Genomic DNA, 13,122 nt, shown 5'->3' with positions numbered 1-13,122 from the left:
GCCCCGGGCCACCGGATAGTCCAGCGCCCTCGACCGACGTCCCCGCACCGCACCGGCGCCCGCCGACAGGAGGCCACGTGACCGACGACGCCGCGCCGCCCGCGCTCGCCCTCACTCGCTCCCGAGCGCGTGCCGCATCGGCTCCAGCTTCGCCTCGGACTCGGCCAGCTCGGAGTCCGGGACGGAAGCCGCGACGATCCCGCAGCCCGCGAAAAGCCGGAGCCGGTGCGGGTCGTCGGCGTCGAGCTCGGCCGAGCGCAGCCCGATGCCCCACTCGCCGTCGCCGTCCGCGCCGAGCCAGCCGACCGGGCCGGCGTAGCGACCGCGGTCCATCTGCTCGAGCTCGGCGAGGAGCTCCACGGCCTTGGGCGTCGGTGTGCCCGCGACCGCGGCCGTCGGGTGCAGTGCGGCCGCGAGCGCGAGGCTCGACGCGTCCGCACCGCGCAGCACGCCGGTCACGTCGGTGGCCAGGTGCAGCACGTTCGGCAGGTGCAGCACGAACGGCGTCTCCGGGACGTTGGTCGAGGAGCAGAACGGCTCGAGCTCGCGGGTGAGCGACGCCACGGCGTACTCGTGCTCCTCGAGGTCTTTCGACGAGTGCGCGAGCAGCGCGGCGTGCGCGAGGTCGGCGTCGTCGTCGCCGGTGCGCCGGATCGTCCCGGCCAGCACGCGCGAGGTGACCAGGCCCTTCTCCGAGCGCACCAGGAGCTCGGGCGTGGCCCCGACCAGCCCGTCGACCGCGAACGTCCAGCACGACGTGTAGTCGGCGGCGAGGCGGCCCAGCACCCAGCGAGGGTCCAGCGGCTCGGCCGTGCGCGCGACCACGTCGCGTGCGAGCACCACCTTGTCCAGCGCGCCCGAGCGGATCTCGTCGACCGCGTGGGCGACCGCGGCGCGCCAGCCGGCCTCGTCGAGCCCGCCGGGCGACATCGTCACGGCTCCGGGCGGGCGCGGCGGATCGGTCGGGACCGGCGAGACCGCGGCGGCGACCGCGCCGACCTCGATCGTGGTCAGCCACGCGTCGTCTCCGCGCCGTCCGACCACGACGCGCGGCACGATCAGCGTCCCGCCCGCGGGGGAGTCGTCGGCGAACGCGAACGAGCCGAACGCGATCGGACCGGTACCGGGCAGCTGGACCTCGTCTCGGACCACGGCGTGCGCCATCGCGTCGCCCCAGGCGTCGTCCGCCTCGGCGAACCGCTCGGGACCGCCGGTGCGGAGCCGGGCGACCTCGCCCCACGCGACGAGCCCGTCACCGCGCCGCACCCACGCCAGGCCGCCGTCCGCGGGCAGCAGGGAGAGCAGGTCGGCGGGGAGGGTCGTGGGGTCCACGGCGACGGTGCGGGCGACCAGCGGAGCGGGCAACCCGCCCGCCATGTCGGGGTGAACATGCGTGGTCATCGGCGGACAGCCTAGGACGCCCACCGGCATGCCGCCGACCGCACGCCCGCGCCGGTTCCGCCCACCGGGCGCCTGGTCCGCCCGCCTGCCGCCCGGTCCTCCGTCGCACCGCGGACCGCTCCGCTCGCCGGCCGGACGCCGGGCGGGCGGGCCCGCCGGCGCCTGCAAGGATGGCGGCCATGCGCGCGAGTCTGGACAAGCGGCCGCACGAGGTCGCCGCGATGTTCGACGGGATCGCCCGTCGCTACGACCTCACCAACGACGTGATCTCCCTCGGTCAGGACCGCCGCTGGCGCACCGCGACGGTCGAGGCCGTCGGCGCGCGACCCGGCGAGACGGTGCTCGACCTCGCGGCCGGCACCGGGACGTCGAGCGAACCGTTCGACGCGGCCGGTGTGCGCGTGGTGCCGTGCGACTTCTCGGTCGGCATGCTGGAGGTCGGCAAGCGTCGCCGTCCCGACCTCGCGTTCACGGCCGGCGACGCGACGCGGCTTCCCTTCGCGGACGAGTCGTTCGACGCGGTGACGATCTCCTTCGGGCTGCGCAACGTGGTCGACACGCCGGCGGCGCTCGCCGAGATGCTGCGGGTCACCAGGCCCGGCGGTCGGCTCGTGGTCACCGAGTTCTCCACCCCGGTGCGCGAGCCGCTGCGGACGGTCTACTCGGAGTACCTGATGCGGGCGCTGCCGCCGGTGGCCCGTGCCGTCTCCCGCGACCCGGACGCCTACGTCTACCTCGCCGAGTCGATCAGCGCCTGGCCCGACCAGCGCGGACTCGCACACCTGATGGAGTCGGTGGGCTGGCGCGACGTCGCCTTCCGCAACCTGTCCGGCGGCATCGTCGCGCTGCACCGGGCCACCCGCCCGGCCGGCTGAGTCCCGGCGGGCCCCCTCCGCCCTCTCCGGCCCGCTCCCACCCGCTCGTCCCGACCGCCCGTCCCACCCGCTCGTCCCGACCGCTCGTCCCGACCGCCCGTCCCAACCGCCCGTCCCGACCGCCCGTCCCGACCGCCCATCCCGACCGCCCGTCCCGATCGCCCGTCCCGATCGCCCGTCCCGCCAGTCGTCGGCACGCTGTCCGCCTGGCGGGCTGGTTCAGGGCCTTGGTCCCAGGGCAGTAGAATTGCCGCGGACCATTCGTGAATCCCTTCACAAGGACGAGGTAGCGCTCGATGACGCATCCCGACGCCGATGTCGTCGTGGTCGGCGCCGGTCCCGCCGGGTCCACCGCCGCGTACTACCTGGCCTCCGCCGGCCTGGACGTCCTGGTCCTGGAGAAGACCGCGTTCCCGCGCGACAAGGTCTGCGGTGACGGCTTCACGCCGCGCGCGGTCCGCGAGCTCACGGCCATCGGCCTGCCGATGCGCCCCGAGGACGGCTGGATCCGGAACAAGGGCCTGCGGGTCCACGGCGGCGGCCACACGATCCACCTGCCCTGGCCGCAGACCGAGACGTTCCCCGACTACGGCGTGAGCCGCACCCGCCGGGACTTCGACCACGCGCTCGCGCGGCACGCCGAGAAGGCCGGCGCGCGGATCGTCGAGGAGACCACCGTGGTCGGCGCCGTCACCGACGAGCGCACCGGTCGTGTGATCGGCGTCCGCGCCAAGGGGCCGGACGGCGCCGAGACCAGCTACCGCGCGCCGGTCGTGCTCGCCGCGGACGGGGTGTCGTCCCGCTTCGCGCTGTCCCTCGGCCTGGAGAAGGACCAGCGCAAGCCGATGGGCGTCGCGGTCCGCACGTACTTCCGCACCCCCCGCCACGACGACGAGTGGATGGAGTCCCACCTCGAGCTGTGGGACGGCCCGCCGGGACGCTCGGCGCTGCTGCCGGGCTACGGCTGGATCTTCGGCCTCGGGGACGGCACCGCGAACGTGGGGCTCGGCTCGGTCAGCTCGACCGCGGCCGCCACCAAGATCGACTACCGCGACCTGCTCCGCCGCTGGGTGTCCCACCTGCCCGAGGAGTGGGAGTTCACCGAGGAGAACCAGGTCGGCCCGGTGCGGTCGGCCGCGCTGCCGATGGCGTTCAACCGCAAGCCGCTCTACCACCGCGGGGTGCTGCTGGTCGGCGACGCGGGCGGCATGGTCAACCCGTTCAACGGCGAAGGCATCGCCTACGCGATGCAGGCCGCACGCAAGGCGTCGGAGGTCGTGGTGCAGTCCCGGGCACGGGCCACCGATCCCCAGCGCGAGCGTGTCCTGGCGACCTACCCCAAGGTCATGGCCGATGAGCTCGGCGGCTACTACACGCTCGGCCGCGCATTCGTGACACTGATCGAACGGCCGGACGTCATGCGTGTCCTGACGCGGTACGGTCTGCCTCGACCCGCTCTCATGCGCCTCACGCTGAAGCTGCTGTCGGACGTGTGGGACCCGAAGGGCGGGGACCTGTCCGACCGGTTCATCGCCGCTCTGACGCGAATTGCGCCGGCGGCATGAGCCGACGACACTCGGCTGCGACCCGGCCCAGTCCGGTGACCTGCGCTCGGCGGCCCCTCGCGGGCCTGATCAGGAGGGTGCGATGAGCAACCCGTACGTCCCGATCCTCGTGCTCATGGCGGTGGCCGCCGTGCTGGCCCTCGGGGGTGTCGGCGCGAGCGCGATCATCGGACCCAAGCGCTACAACCGGGCCAAGCTCGAGGCCTACGAGTGCGGCATCGACCCGACCCCGCACGCCATCGGCGGCGGCCGGTTCCCGATCAAGTACTACCTCGTCGCGATGACGTTCATCGTCTTCGACGTCGAGGTCGTCTTCATGTACCCGTGGGCCGTCCGCTTCGGCGAGCTCGGGATGTTCGGCATCGTCGCGATGCTGACCTTCCTCGTGCTCATCACCGTGCCGTTCGTCTACGAGTGGCGCCGCGGCGGCCTCGAGTGGGACTGACCGACAGCCAGCCGTCGCACCACGTACCACCGCGAGACCGACAGGAAGGAGGCAGGCCATGGGGATCGAAGAAGCCCCGTCCGGGTTCCTGCTGACCAGCATCGAGCAGCTCGCCGGCTACTTCCGCAAGGCCTCGCTGTGGCCCGTGACGTTCGGTCTGGCGTGCTGCGCGATCGAGATGATGGCGACCGGCACGCCGCGCTTCGACCTGTCCCGGTTCGGCATGGAGGTGTTCCGCGCCTCGCCGCGTCAGGCCGACCTGATGATCGTGGCCGGCCGGGTCAGCCAGAAGATGGCCCCGATCGTGCGCCAGGTCTACGACCAGATGTCCGAGCCCAAGTGGGTGCTGTCGATGGGCGTCTGCGCGTCGTCGGGCGGCATGTTCAACAACTACGCGATCGTCCAGGGCGTCGACCACATCGTGCCGGTTGACATCTACCTGCCGGGCTGCCCGCCGCGGCCGGAGATGCTGATCAACGCGATCCTCGCGCTGCACGACCAGATCCAGAGCTCCCCGCTCGGCGTGAACCGCGAGGAGGCCGTCGCGGCCGCCGAGGCCGCCGCCCTCGAGGCCACCCCGACCTCCCAGATGAAGGGGCTGCTGCGGTGAGCGACGCGGAGAAGAAGGACGCTGCGGAGGCTGCCAAGGCCGGGTCCGCGCCGGTCGGCGACCAGAGCGCCGACACCCCACAGTCGGTCACCGAGGCGGCGCACGAGGGCGGTTCGCAGAACGTGCCGGCCACGTCGTCGCCGGCCGGCGGCCCGGAGGTCGTCGACGTCCGCACCGGCCTGTTCGGCGTGCGCGGCTCGGGTGACACGTCCGGGTTCGGCGGCCTGGTGCGCACGGTGGCGATGCCCGGCGCGAGCCCGCGGCCGTACGGCAGCTGGTTCGACGAGGTCGTCGACATCCTCGCCGAGGTCCTCGACGAGCAGGGCGTGCCGTTCGACCACGCGGTCGGCGCGGTGGTCGTGGACCGTGGCGAGCTGACCCTGCACGTCGCGGCCGAGCACCTGCTCACCGTGTGCCGTGCGCTGCGCGACGACCAGGACCTGCGCTTCGAGCTGGGCCTCGGCGTCTCCGGGGCGCACTTCCCGCACGAGACCGGGCGCGAGCTGCACGCGGTGTACCACCTCACGTCGGTCACGCACTCGCGGCGACTGCGGCTCGAGGTCGCGGTGCCCGAGTCCGACCCGCACATCCCGTCGAGCACCCCGGTCTACCCGGGCCACGACTGGCACGAGCGGGAGACCTTCGACTTCTTCGGCATCGTCTTCGACGGCCACCCCGGTCTGGCCCGGATCGAGATGCCGGACGACTGGGTCGGCCACCCGCAGCGCAAGGACTACCCGCTCGGTGGGATCCCGGTCGAGTACAAGGGCGCCCGCGTGGCGCCGCCCGACGAGCGGAGGTCGTACAACTGATGGCTGGCCCGCAGACCCCGCACGCCACCGGCGCCCCCCTGCCCGACGACGACGCACCGATCTTCGAGGCCGTCGGCGGCGACTGGTCGGACATCGCCGAGGAGGCAGCGCGCCTCGGCGAGGAGCGCATCGTCGTCAACATGGGTCCGCAGCACCCGTCGACGCACGGTGTGCTCCGCCTCATGCTCGAGATCGACGGCGAGACGGTCACCGAGGCCCGCGCGGGCGTCGGCTACCTGCACACCGGCATCGAGAAGAACATGGAGTTCCGCACCTGGACGCAGGGCGTGACGTTCTGCACCCGGATGGACTACGTCGCTCCGCTGTTCACCGAGACCGCCTACTGCCTGGCCGTCGAGCGGCTGCTCGGCATCACCGACGACGTGCCCGAGCGGGCCCAGGCGATCCGGGTCCTGATGATGGAGCTCAACCGGATCAGCTCCCACCTGGTCGCGATCGGCACCGGCGGCAACGAGCTCGGCGCCACCACGATCATGACGATCGGCTTCACCGCGCGCGAGGAGATCCTCAAGGTCTTCGAGCTGATCTCCGGCCTGCGGATGAACCACGCGTACATCCGGCCCGGCGGCGTCGCGCAGGACATCCCGCCGGGTGCGCTGGACACGGTGCGCGAGGCGCTCACGGCGGTGCGGGGCTACCTCAAGCAGCTCGGCGACCTGATGCTCGCCAACCCGATCTTCAAGGGCCGCACCGTCGGTGTGGGGCACCTGTCGCTCGCCGGCGCGATGGCGCTCGGCATCACCGGGCCGGTGCTGCGGTCGGCCGGCCTGCCCTACGACGTGCGCAAGGCGTTCCCGTACTGCGGGTACGAGACCTACGACTTCGAGGTGCCGACCTCGACCGACGCGGACGCCTACGCGCGGACCGTGCTGCGGCTCGAGGAGTGCTACCAGTCGATCCGGATCGTCGAGCAGGCCGCGGACCGGCTGCAGCAGATGGGCCCCGGCCCGGTGATGGTCGGCGACAAGAAGATCGCCTGGCCCGCGCAGCTCGCGATCGGCGCGGACGGCATGGGCAACTCGCTCGCGCACATCAAGGAGATCATGGGCACCTCGATGGAGGCCCTGATCCACCACTTCAAGCTCGTCACCGAAGGCTTCCGGGTCCCGGCCGGCCAGGTCTGGCAGACCGTCGAGGCCGCCCGCGGTGAGCTCGGTGTGCACCTGGTCTCCGACGGAGGCACCCGGCCGTACCGGGCGCACTTCCGGGACCCGTCGTTCAACAACCTGCAAGGGGTCTCCCTGATGTGCGAGGGCGGCCAGGTGGCCGACGTCGTCGTCGCGGTCGCCGGGCTCGACCCCGTGCTCGGAGGGGTGGACCGCTGATGGCCGGATACGACGCCGAGACCCTCGCGCGGCTGACCGAGGACGCCGCCGCGGTGGTCGCGCGCTACCCGGAGGACCCGCGCTCGGCGCTGCTGCCGCTGCTGCACCTGGTGCAGTCGGTGGACGGCTACGTCAGCCCGGCGGGGATCGCGTTCTGCGCCGGCACGCTGGACCTGTCCACCGCCGAGGTCTCCGCGGTCGCGACGTTCTACACGCAGTACAAGCGGCACCCGAACGGCACCTACACCGTGGGCGTGTGCACCAACACGCTGTGCGCGGTGATGGGCGGCGACGCGATCTGGTCCGAGCTCAGCGAGCACCTCGGCATCGGGCACGACGAGACCACCGAGGACGGTGCGATCACGCTCGAGCGGGTCGAGTGCAACGCGGCCTGCGACTACGCGCCGGTCGTGATGGTCAACTGGGAGTTCTTCGACAACCAGACGCCCGACTCGGCGATCGCGACGGTCGACGCCCTGCGTTCCGGTCAGCCGGTGCGTCCCACCCGCGGCGCGGACCAGGTGGTCAGCTTCCGCGAGACGTCCCGCGTGCTCGCCGGGTTCCCGGACGGGCGTGCGGACCAGGGGCCCGGCGCCGGTGACGCGACGCTGGTGGGCCTGCGGCTGGCCCGGCGCGAGGGCTGGGTCGCGCCCGGCGAGACACCGCCGGCCACTCGTCGAGCTCGCGGCGGCAAGCGGGAGGAGTCCTGATGACGACCCTGACCCCGATCCTGTCGAAGCACTGGGACGCCGACCGCTCCTGGTCCATGGCGACCTACCAGGCGAACGGCGGCTACACCGCGCTGCGCACGGCGCTGGGCACCGACCCGGCCGACCTGATCACCCAGATCAAGGACTCCGGCCTGCGGGGCCGCGGTGGTGCGGGCTTCCCGACCGGCATGAAGTGGGGTTTCCTGCCCGCGCCGGACGGCGGGCCGCGCTACCTCGTGGTCAACGCCGACGAGTCCGAGCCGGGCACCTGCAAGGACATCCCGCTGATGATGGCCACCCCCCACCAGCTGGTGGAGGGCGTGATCATCACGGCCTACGCGATCGGCTGCCACCACGCGTTCATCTACCTGCGCGGCGAGGTCGTGCACGTGTACCGCCGGCTGCTCCAGGCCGTGCAGGAGGCGTACGACGCCGGGCTGCTCGGCTCCGACGTCGGCGGTTCGGGCTTCCAGCTCGACGTCACGGTGCACGCCGGGGCCGGGGCCTACATCTGCGGCGAGGAGACCGCGCTGCTCGACTCGCTCGAGGGGCGTCGCGGCCAGCCGCGGCTCAAGCCGCCGTTCCCCGCGGTCGAGGGCCTGTACGCCCGGCCGACCGTGGTCAACAACGTCGAGTCGATCGCCTCGGTGCCGCAGATCGTCGGCCGCGGTGCGGACTGGTTCAAGGAGATGGGCACCGAGCGCTCGACCGGCTTCGGGCTCTTCTCGCTGTCCGGCCACGTGCAGCACCCCGGTCAGTACGAGGCGCCGCTCGGCATCACGCTGCGCGAGCTGCTCGAGATGGCCGGTGGCATCCGCGAGGGTCACGAGCTGAAGTTCTGGACCCCCGGCGGCTCGTCGACGCCCCTGTTCACGGCCGAGCACCTGGACGTCCCGCTGGACTACGAGTCGGTCGCGAAGGCCGGGTCGATGCTCGGCACGCGCGCGCTGCAGATCTTCGACGACTCGGTCTGCGTGGTCCGCGCGATCACCCGGTGGGCGGAGTTCTACAAGCACGAGTCCTGCGGCAAGTGCACGCCGTGCCGCGAGGGCACGTCCTGGCTGGTGCAGGTGCTGCAGCGGATCGAGAGCGGTCGCGGCAGCGCCGAGGACCTCGACACCCTGCTCGACGTCTGCGACAACATCCTCGGCCGCGCGTTCTGTGCGCTCGGTGACGGCGCGACCTCGACCATCACCTCCGGCATCACGCAGTTCCGCGCGGAGTTCGAGGCGCACCTGAACGGTGCGGGCTGCCCGTTCGACCCGGCTGCGGCCACCCTGTTCGACTCACGCCGCGTCACCGACGCGGCGGGAACGGTGGGAGCATGACGACGACGACCCCGGCGAAGGGTGCCACCTCGGGCGCCCTGGTGCCCGAGGTGACGTTCACCATCGACGACGTCGAGGTGAGCGTGCCGAAGGGCACCCTGGTGATCCGCGCCGCGGAGCAGATCGGGATCCAGATCCCGCGGTTCTGCGACCACCCGCTGCTCAAGCCCGCGGGGGCCTGCCGGCAGTGCCTGGTCGAGGTGGCCACGCCCGACCGTGAGGGCAACCTGCGGGCCATGCCCAAGCCGCAGGCGTCCTGCACGCTCGAGGCCACGCCCGGCATGGTGGTCAAGACCCAGCGCACCTCCGCGGTCGCGGACAAGGCGCAGCACGGCGTGATGGAGCTCCTGCTCATCAACCACCCGCTGGACTGCCCGACCTGCGACAAGGGCGGCGAGTGCCCGCTGCAGAACCAGGCGATGAGCAACGGCCGCGGGACCAGCCGGTTCGTCGACGTCAAGCGGACCTACCCCAAGCCGCTGGCCATCTCCACCGCGATCCTGCTCGACCGTGAGCGGTGCATCCTGTGCCAGCGCTGCACCCGGTTCTCGAACGAGATCGCCGGCGATCAGTTCATCGATCTGCAGCTGCGCGGCGCGCGCCAGCAGATCGGCACGTTCGACCCGGCGGTGCTGGGCTTCGACGGTGCCGGCACGGCGTCCCTGTTCGCAGGTGCGGACGGGGACGGCCAGCCGCTCACCCGCGCCGGCGGCATGCCCGAGCGCGACGTCCTGTCCGGCCCGGCCGGACCCGCCGAGACCGACACGTCCGGGCGGCCGTTCGCCTCGTACTTCTCCGGCAACACCGTGCAGATCTGCCCGGTCGGCGCGCTCACGGGAGCCTCCTACCGGTTCCGGTCGCGGCCGTTCGACCTGTCCTCGACCCCGGTGATCGCCGAGCACGACGCGAACGGCTCCGCGATCCGGGTGGACCACCGCCGCGGCACCGTGATGCGCCGCCTCGCCGGTGACGACCCCGTGGTCAACGAGGAGTGGATCACCGACAAGGACCGCTTCGCGTTCACCTGGCAGTCCGCACCGGACCGGCTCACCACGCCGCTCGTGCGCGGTGAGGACGGCGAGCTGCGCGAGGCCAGCTGGGCCGAGGCGCTCACGGTCGCGGCCGAGGGCCTGACCACCGCGCTCGACGGCTCCGGGGTCGGCGTGCTGCCCGGCGGACGGCTCACCCTCGAGGACGCCTACGCGTACTCGAAGCTGGCCCGCGTCGCGCTGCGCACCAACGACATCGACCACCGGGCGCGGCCGCACTCGGCCGAGGAGGAGTCCTTCCTCGGGCACGCGGTCGCCGGCCACGGCATCGACGTGACGTTCGCCGACCTCGAGCGCGCGTCCGGCGTGCTGCTCGTGGGCTACGAGCCCGAGGACGAGGGCGGCGTGGTCTTCCTCCGGCTGCGCAAGGGCACGCTGGCCGGACGCACCCGGGTGTTCTCGGTCGCGCCGTTCGCGTCGCGGGGCCTCGAGCGCCTCGGTGCGACGCTGCTGTCCGCGGCACCGGGCACCGAGCCCGAGGTGCTGGACGCGATCACCGGCCGTGCCGACGGCGACCTCGGAGCCGCTGCCGAAGCCCTTTCCGGCGGTCTCGTGCTGGTCGGCGAGCGGCTCGCCACGGTGCCCGGCGGTCTGTCGGCGGCGCTGCGGCTCGCCCAGCGGATCGGCGCCCGCCTGGCCTGGGTGCCCCGTCGGGTCGGCGAGCGCGCCGGCATCGAGGCGGGCACGATGCCCGCCCTGCTGCCCGGTGGCCGCCCGGTCACCGACAACGCGGCGCGGGTCGACCTCGCGGCTGCCTGGGGCGTGGAGCGCCTGCCCGCGACCCGGGGGCGCGACCTGTCCGGCATCCTCTCGGCCGCGGCCGGCGGGGGACTGGACGCGCTCGTCGTCGGCGGGCTCGACCCGGCCGACCTGCCCGACCCGGACCTCGCGCTGCGCGCGCTCGACGCCGCCTTCGTGGTGAGCCTCGAGGTGCGTGCGTCCGCGGTGACCGAGCGTGCCGACGTGGTGCTGCCGGTCGCGCCGCCCGCCGAGAAGCCGGGGACCTACCTGACCTGGGAGGGTCGTCCGCGGCCCTTCCCGCAGGCGCTGACCTCGACCGCGCTGGCGGACCAGCGGGTGCTGCACGCCCTGGCCGGCCGGCTCGGCGTGGACCTGGGGCTCGGCACGCTCGCCGCGACCCACGCCGAGCTGGACCAGCTCGGCGGCTGGGACGGCGCCCGCACGCCCGCGCCGCACGCCGTGTACCCCGAGCCGCCCGCCCCCGGCGCCGGCCAGGCGGTGCTGGCGACCTGGCACCTGCTGCTCGACGCGGGACGCTGCCAGGACGGTGAGGCGTTCCTGGCCGGCACCGCGCCGCGGCCGGTGGCCCGGGTCGGCGCGGAGCTAGCCGCCCGCCTGGGCGTCACCGACGGCGACCAGGTGACGGTGAGCACCGAGCACGGTGCGATCACGCTGCCCGCGGTGGTCACCGCGATGCCGGACGGCGTGGTGTGGATCCCGGTGAACTCGCCCGGCTCTGCCGTGCGCCCGACCCTGCGGGTCGACGCCGGCGCCGTGGTGCAGGTGGCCGCAGCGCGGCCGGCGACGGACGGAGACGACGCATGAGCCCGCTGGTGACCGCGGTGCAGGCCGGGGCCGACTTCAGCAACGACACCTGGTGGATCGTGCTGATCAAGGCCGTCGGGATCATCGTCTTCCTGCTGCTGAGCGTGCTGTTCGCGATCTGGTTCGAGCGCAAGGTCGTGGCCCGGATGCAGATCCGTCCCGGCCCCAACGTGCACGGCCCGTTCGGCCTGCTGCAATCGCTCGCCGACGCGATGAAGCTCCTGCTCAAGGAGGACATGACGGTCCGCGCCGCGGACAAGGTCATCTACCTGGTCGCACCGATGATCTCGGTGTTCTCCTCGCTCCTGGTGTTCGCGGTCATCCCGATCGGCCCCGAGGTGAGCATGTTCGGGGTCGTGACCCCGCTGCAGCTGACCGACTTCCCGGTCGCGGTGCTCTACATCCTCGCGGCCGCGTCGGTCGGCGTGTACGGCATCGTGCTCGGCGGCTGGGCGTCCGGGTCGACCTACCCGCTGCTCGGCTCGGTGCGGTCCACCGCGCAGGTGATCTCCTACGAGCTCGCGATGGGCATGTCCCTGGTGAGCGTCTTCATCATGTCGGGCTCGATGTCGACCAGCGAGATCGTGAACGCCCAGGCTCCGCTGTGGTGGTTCATCCCGCTGCTGCCGGCGTTCGTCCTGTACCTGATCTCCATGGCCGGCGAGGTCAACCGACTGCCGTTCGACCTCCCCGAGGCCGAGGGCGAGCTGGTCGGCGGCTACATGACCGAGTACTCGTCGATGAAGTTCGCGTGGTTCTTCCTCGCGGAGTACATCAACATGCTCAACGTCTCGGCGGTCGCCACCACGCTGTTCTTCGGCGGCTGGCGTGCGCCGTGGCCGATCTCGGCGATCAACGACGGGATGTTCAACACCGGCTACTGGCCGGTGCTCTGGTTCGGCGTCAAGCTCTGGTTCTTCATGTTCCTGTTCGTCTGGGCGCGCGGCACCCTGCTGCGGTTCCGGTACGACCAGTTCATGAAGTTCGGCTGGAAGATCCTCATCCCGGCCGCGCTCGTCTGGGTCGTCGCGGTCGCGCTGGTCCAGGGCGTCCGGCGGTTCGCCGACGTCGACCTCCGGACGTTGCTGATCGTGCTCGGCGCGATCGTCGTCGTCGGCGTGGTGGTCAGCATGTTCATCCCGGAGAAGGCGCCACCGACCGAACCCGAGGGCGAGCCCGAGGAGTTCGACGCGTTCGCGGACGGCTACCCCGTGCCGCCGCTGCCCGGACAGACCCTGCCGCCGTCGCCGCGGCGCGCCCGCGTGACGGTCGAGGCGACCGTCACCGCGTCCGAGCCGACCGCCCCCTCGGCAGATGAGGAGGACCCCCGTGGCTGACGAGCTCACGCCACGTGACCAGCCCGAGCCGCCGGCCCTCGCCGGCGAGACCGGGGGCTTCACGTCCCAGCTGCCGAC

The 13,122-nt window shown here is 72.7% G+C and carries 11 protein-coding genes; 10 read left to right on the top strand and 1 reads right to left on the bottom strand.

The window, feature by feature from the left end; genetic code table 11:
* Nucleotides 1-111 precede the first annotated feature (111 nt).
* Nucleotides 112-1,401 (bottom strand): isochorismate synthase, encoded by a 1,290-nt coding sequence (locus OEB99_RS15080; protein WP_263578097.1) that lies wholly within the window; start codon nucleotides 1,399-1,401, stop codon nucleotides 112-114.
* Between the two features lie 179 nt (nucleotides 1,402-1,580).
* On the opposite strand from OEB99_RS15080, the gene OEB99_RS15075 reads away from it, so the two are divergent.
* The 10 genes from OEB99_RS15075 (at nucleotide 1,581) to nuoH (ending at nucleotide 13,044) form a co-directional block, all read left to right on the top strand.
* Entirely contained in the window at nucleotides 1,581-2,276 is a 696-nt protein-coding gene (locus tag OEB99_RS15075; protein WP_263578096.1) for a demethylmenaquinone methyltransferase, read from the top strand.
* A 296-nt stretch (nucleotides 2,277-2,572) separates the two neighbouring features.
* Nucleotides 2,573-3,841: a geranylgeranyl reductase family protein gene (locus OEB99_RS15070; RefSeq protein ID WP_263578095.1), complete on the top strand. Its 1,269-nt coding sequence runs from the start codon at nucleotides 2,573-2,575 to the stop codon at nucleotides 3,839-3,841.
* An 82-nt stretch (nucleotides 3,842-3,923) separates the two neighbouring features.
* Nucleotides 3,924-4,286: an NADH-quinone oxidoreductase subunit A gene (locus tag OEB99_RS15065; protein ID WP_263578094.1), complete on the top strand. Its 363-nt coding sequence runs from the start codon at nucleotides 3,924-3,926 to the stop codon at nucleotides 4,284-4,286.
* Between the two features lie 58 nt (nucleotides 4,287-4,344).
* Complete coding sequence (locus OEB99_RS15060; RefSeq protein ID WP_263578093.1) at nucleotides 4,345-4,896, top strand: NuoB/complex I 20 kDa subunit family protein; 552 nt, start codon at nucleotides 4,345-4,347, stop codon at nucleotides 4,894-4,896.
* Entirely contained in the window at nucleotides 4,893-5,708 is an 816-nt protein-coding gene (locus tag OEB99_RS15055; RefSeq protein ID WP_411910698.1) for an NADH-quinone oxidoreductase subunit C, read from the top strand. The genes OEB99_RS15060 and OEB99_RS15055 overlap by 4 nt, the downstream gene beginning before the upstream one ends.
* A complete protein-coding gene (locus OEB99_RS15050; protein ID WP_263578092.1) occupies nucleotides 5,708-7,054 on the top strand; it encodes an NADH-quinone oxidoreductase subunit D in 1,347 nt (448 codons plus the stop codon). Before OEB99_RS15055 ends, OEB99_RS15050 begins: the two co-directional genes overlap by 1 nt.
* Complete coding sequence (gene nuoE, locus OEB99_RS15045; RefSeq protein WP_263578091.1) at nucleotides 7,054-7,764, top strand: NADH-quinone oxidoreductase subunit NuoE; 711 nt, start codon at nucleotides 7,054-7,056, stop codon at nucleotides 7,762-7,764. Before OEB99_RS15050 ends, nuoE begins: the two co-directional genes overlap by 1 nt.
* Nucleotides 7,764-9,092: an NADH-quinone oxidoreductase subunit NuoF gene (gene nuoF, locus OEB99_RS15040; RefSeq protein WP_263578090.1), complete on the top strand. Its 1,329-nt coding sequence runs from the start codon at nucleotides 7,764-7,766 to the stop codon at nucleotides 9,090-9,092. Before nuoE ends, nuoF begins: the two co-directional genes overlap by 1 nt.
* Nucleotides 9,089-11,707 (top strand): NADH-quinone oxidoreductase subunit G, encoded by a 2,619-nt coding sequence (locus OEB99_RS15035; RefSeq protein ID WP_263578089.1) that lies wholly within the window; start codon nucleotides 9,089-9,091, stop codon nucleotides 11,705-11,707. Before nuoF ends, OEB99_RS15035 begins: the two co-directional genes overlap by 4 nt.
* Entirely contained in the window at nucleotides 11,704-13,044 is a 1,341-nt protein-coding gene (gene nuoH, locus OEB99_RS15030; protein ID WP_263578088.1) for an NADH-quinone oxidoreductase subunit NuoH, read from the top strand. Before OEB99_RS15035 ends, nuoH begins: the two co-directional genes overlap by 4 nt.
* The last annotated feature ends 78 nt before the right edge of the window (nucleotides 13,045-13,122 follow it).

This window comes from Actinotalea endophytica (genome assembly GCF_025717005.1).
Taxonomy (GTDB): domain Bacteria; phylum Actinomycetota; class Actinomycetes; order Actinomycetales; family Cellulomonadaceae; genus Actinotalea.
Note: the sequence above shows the minus strand (reverse complement) of the source record. Positions and strands in the feature narration are given on the sequence as shown.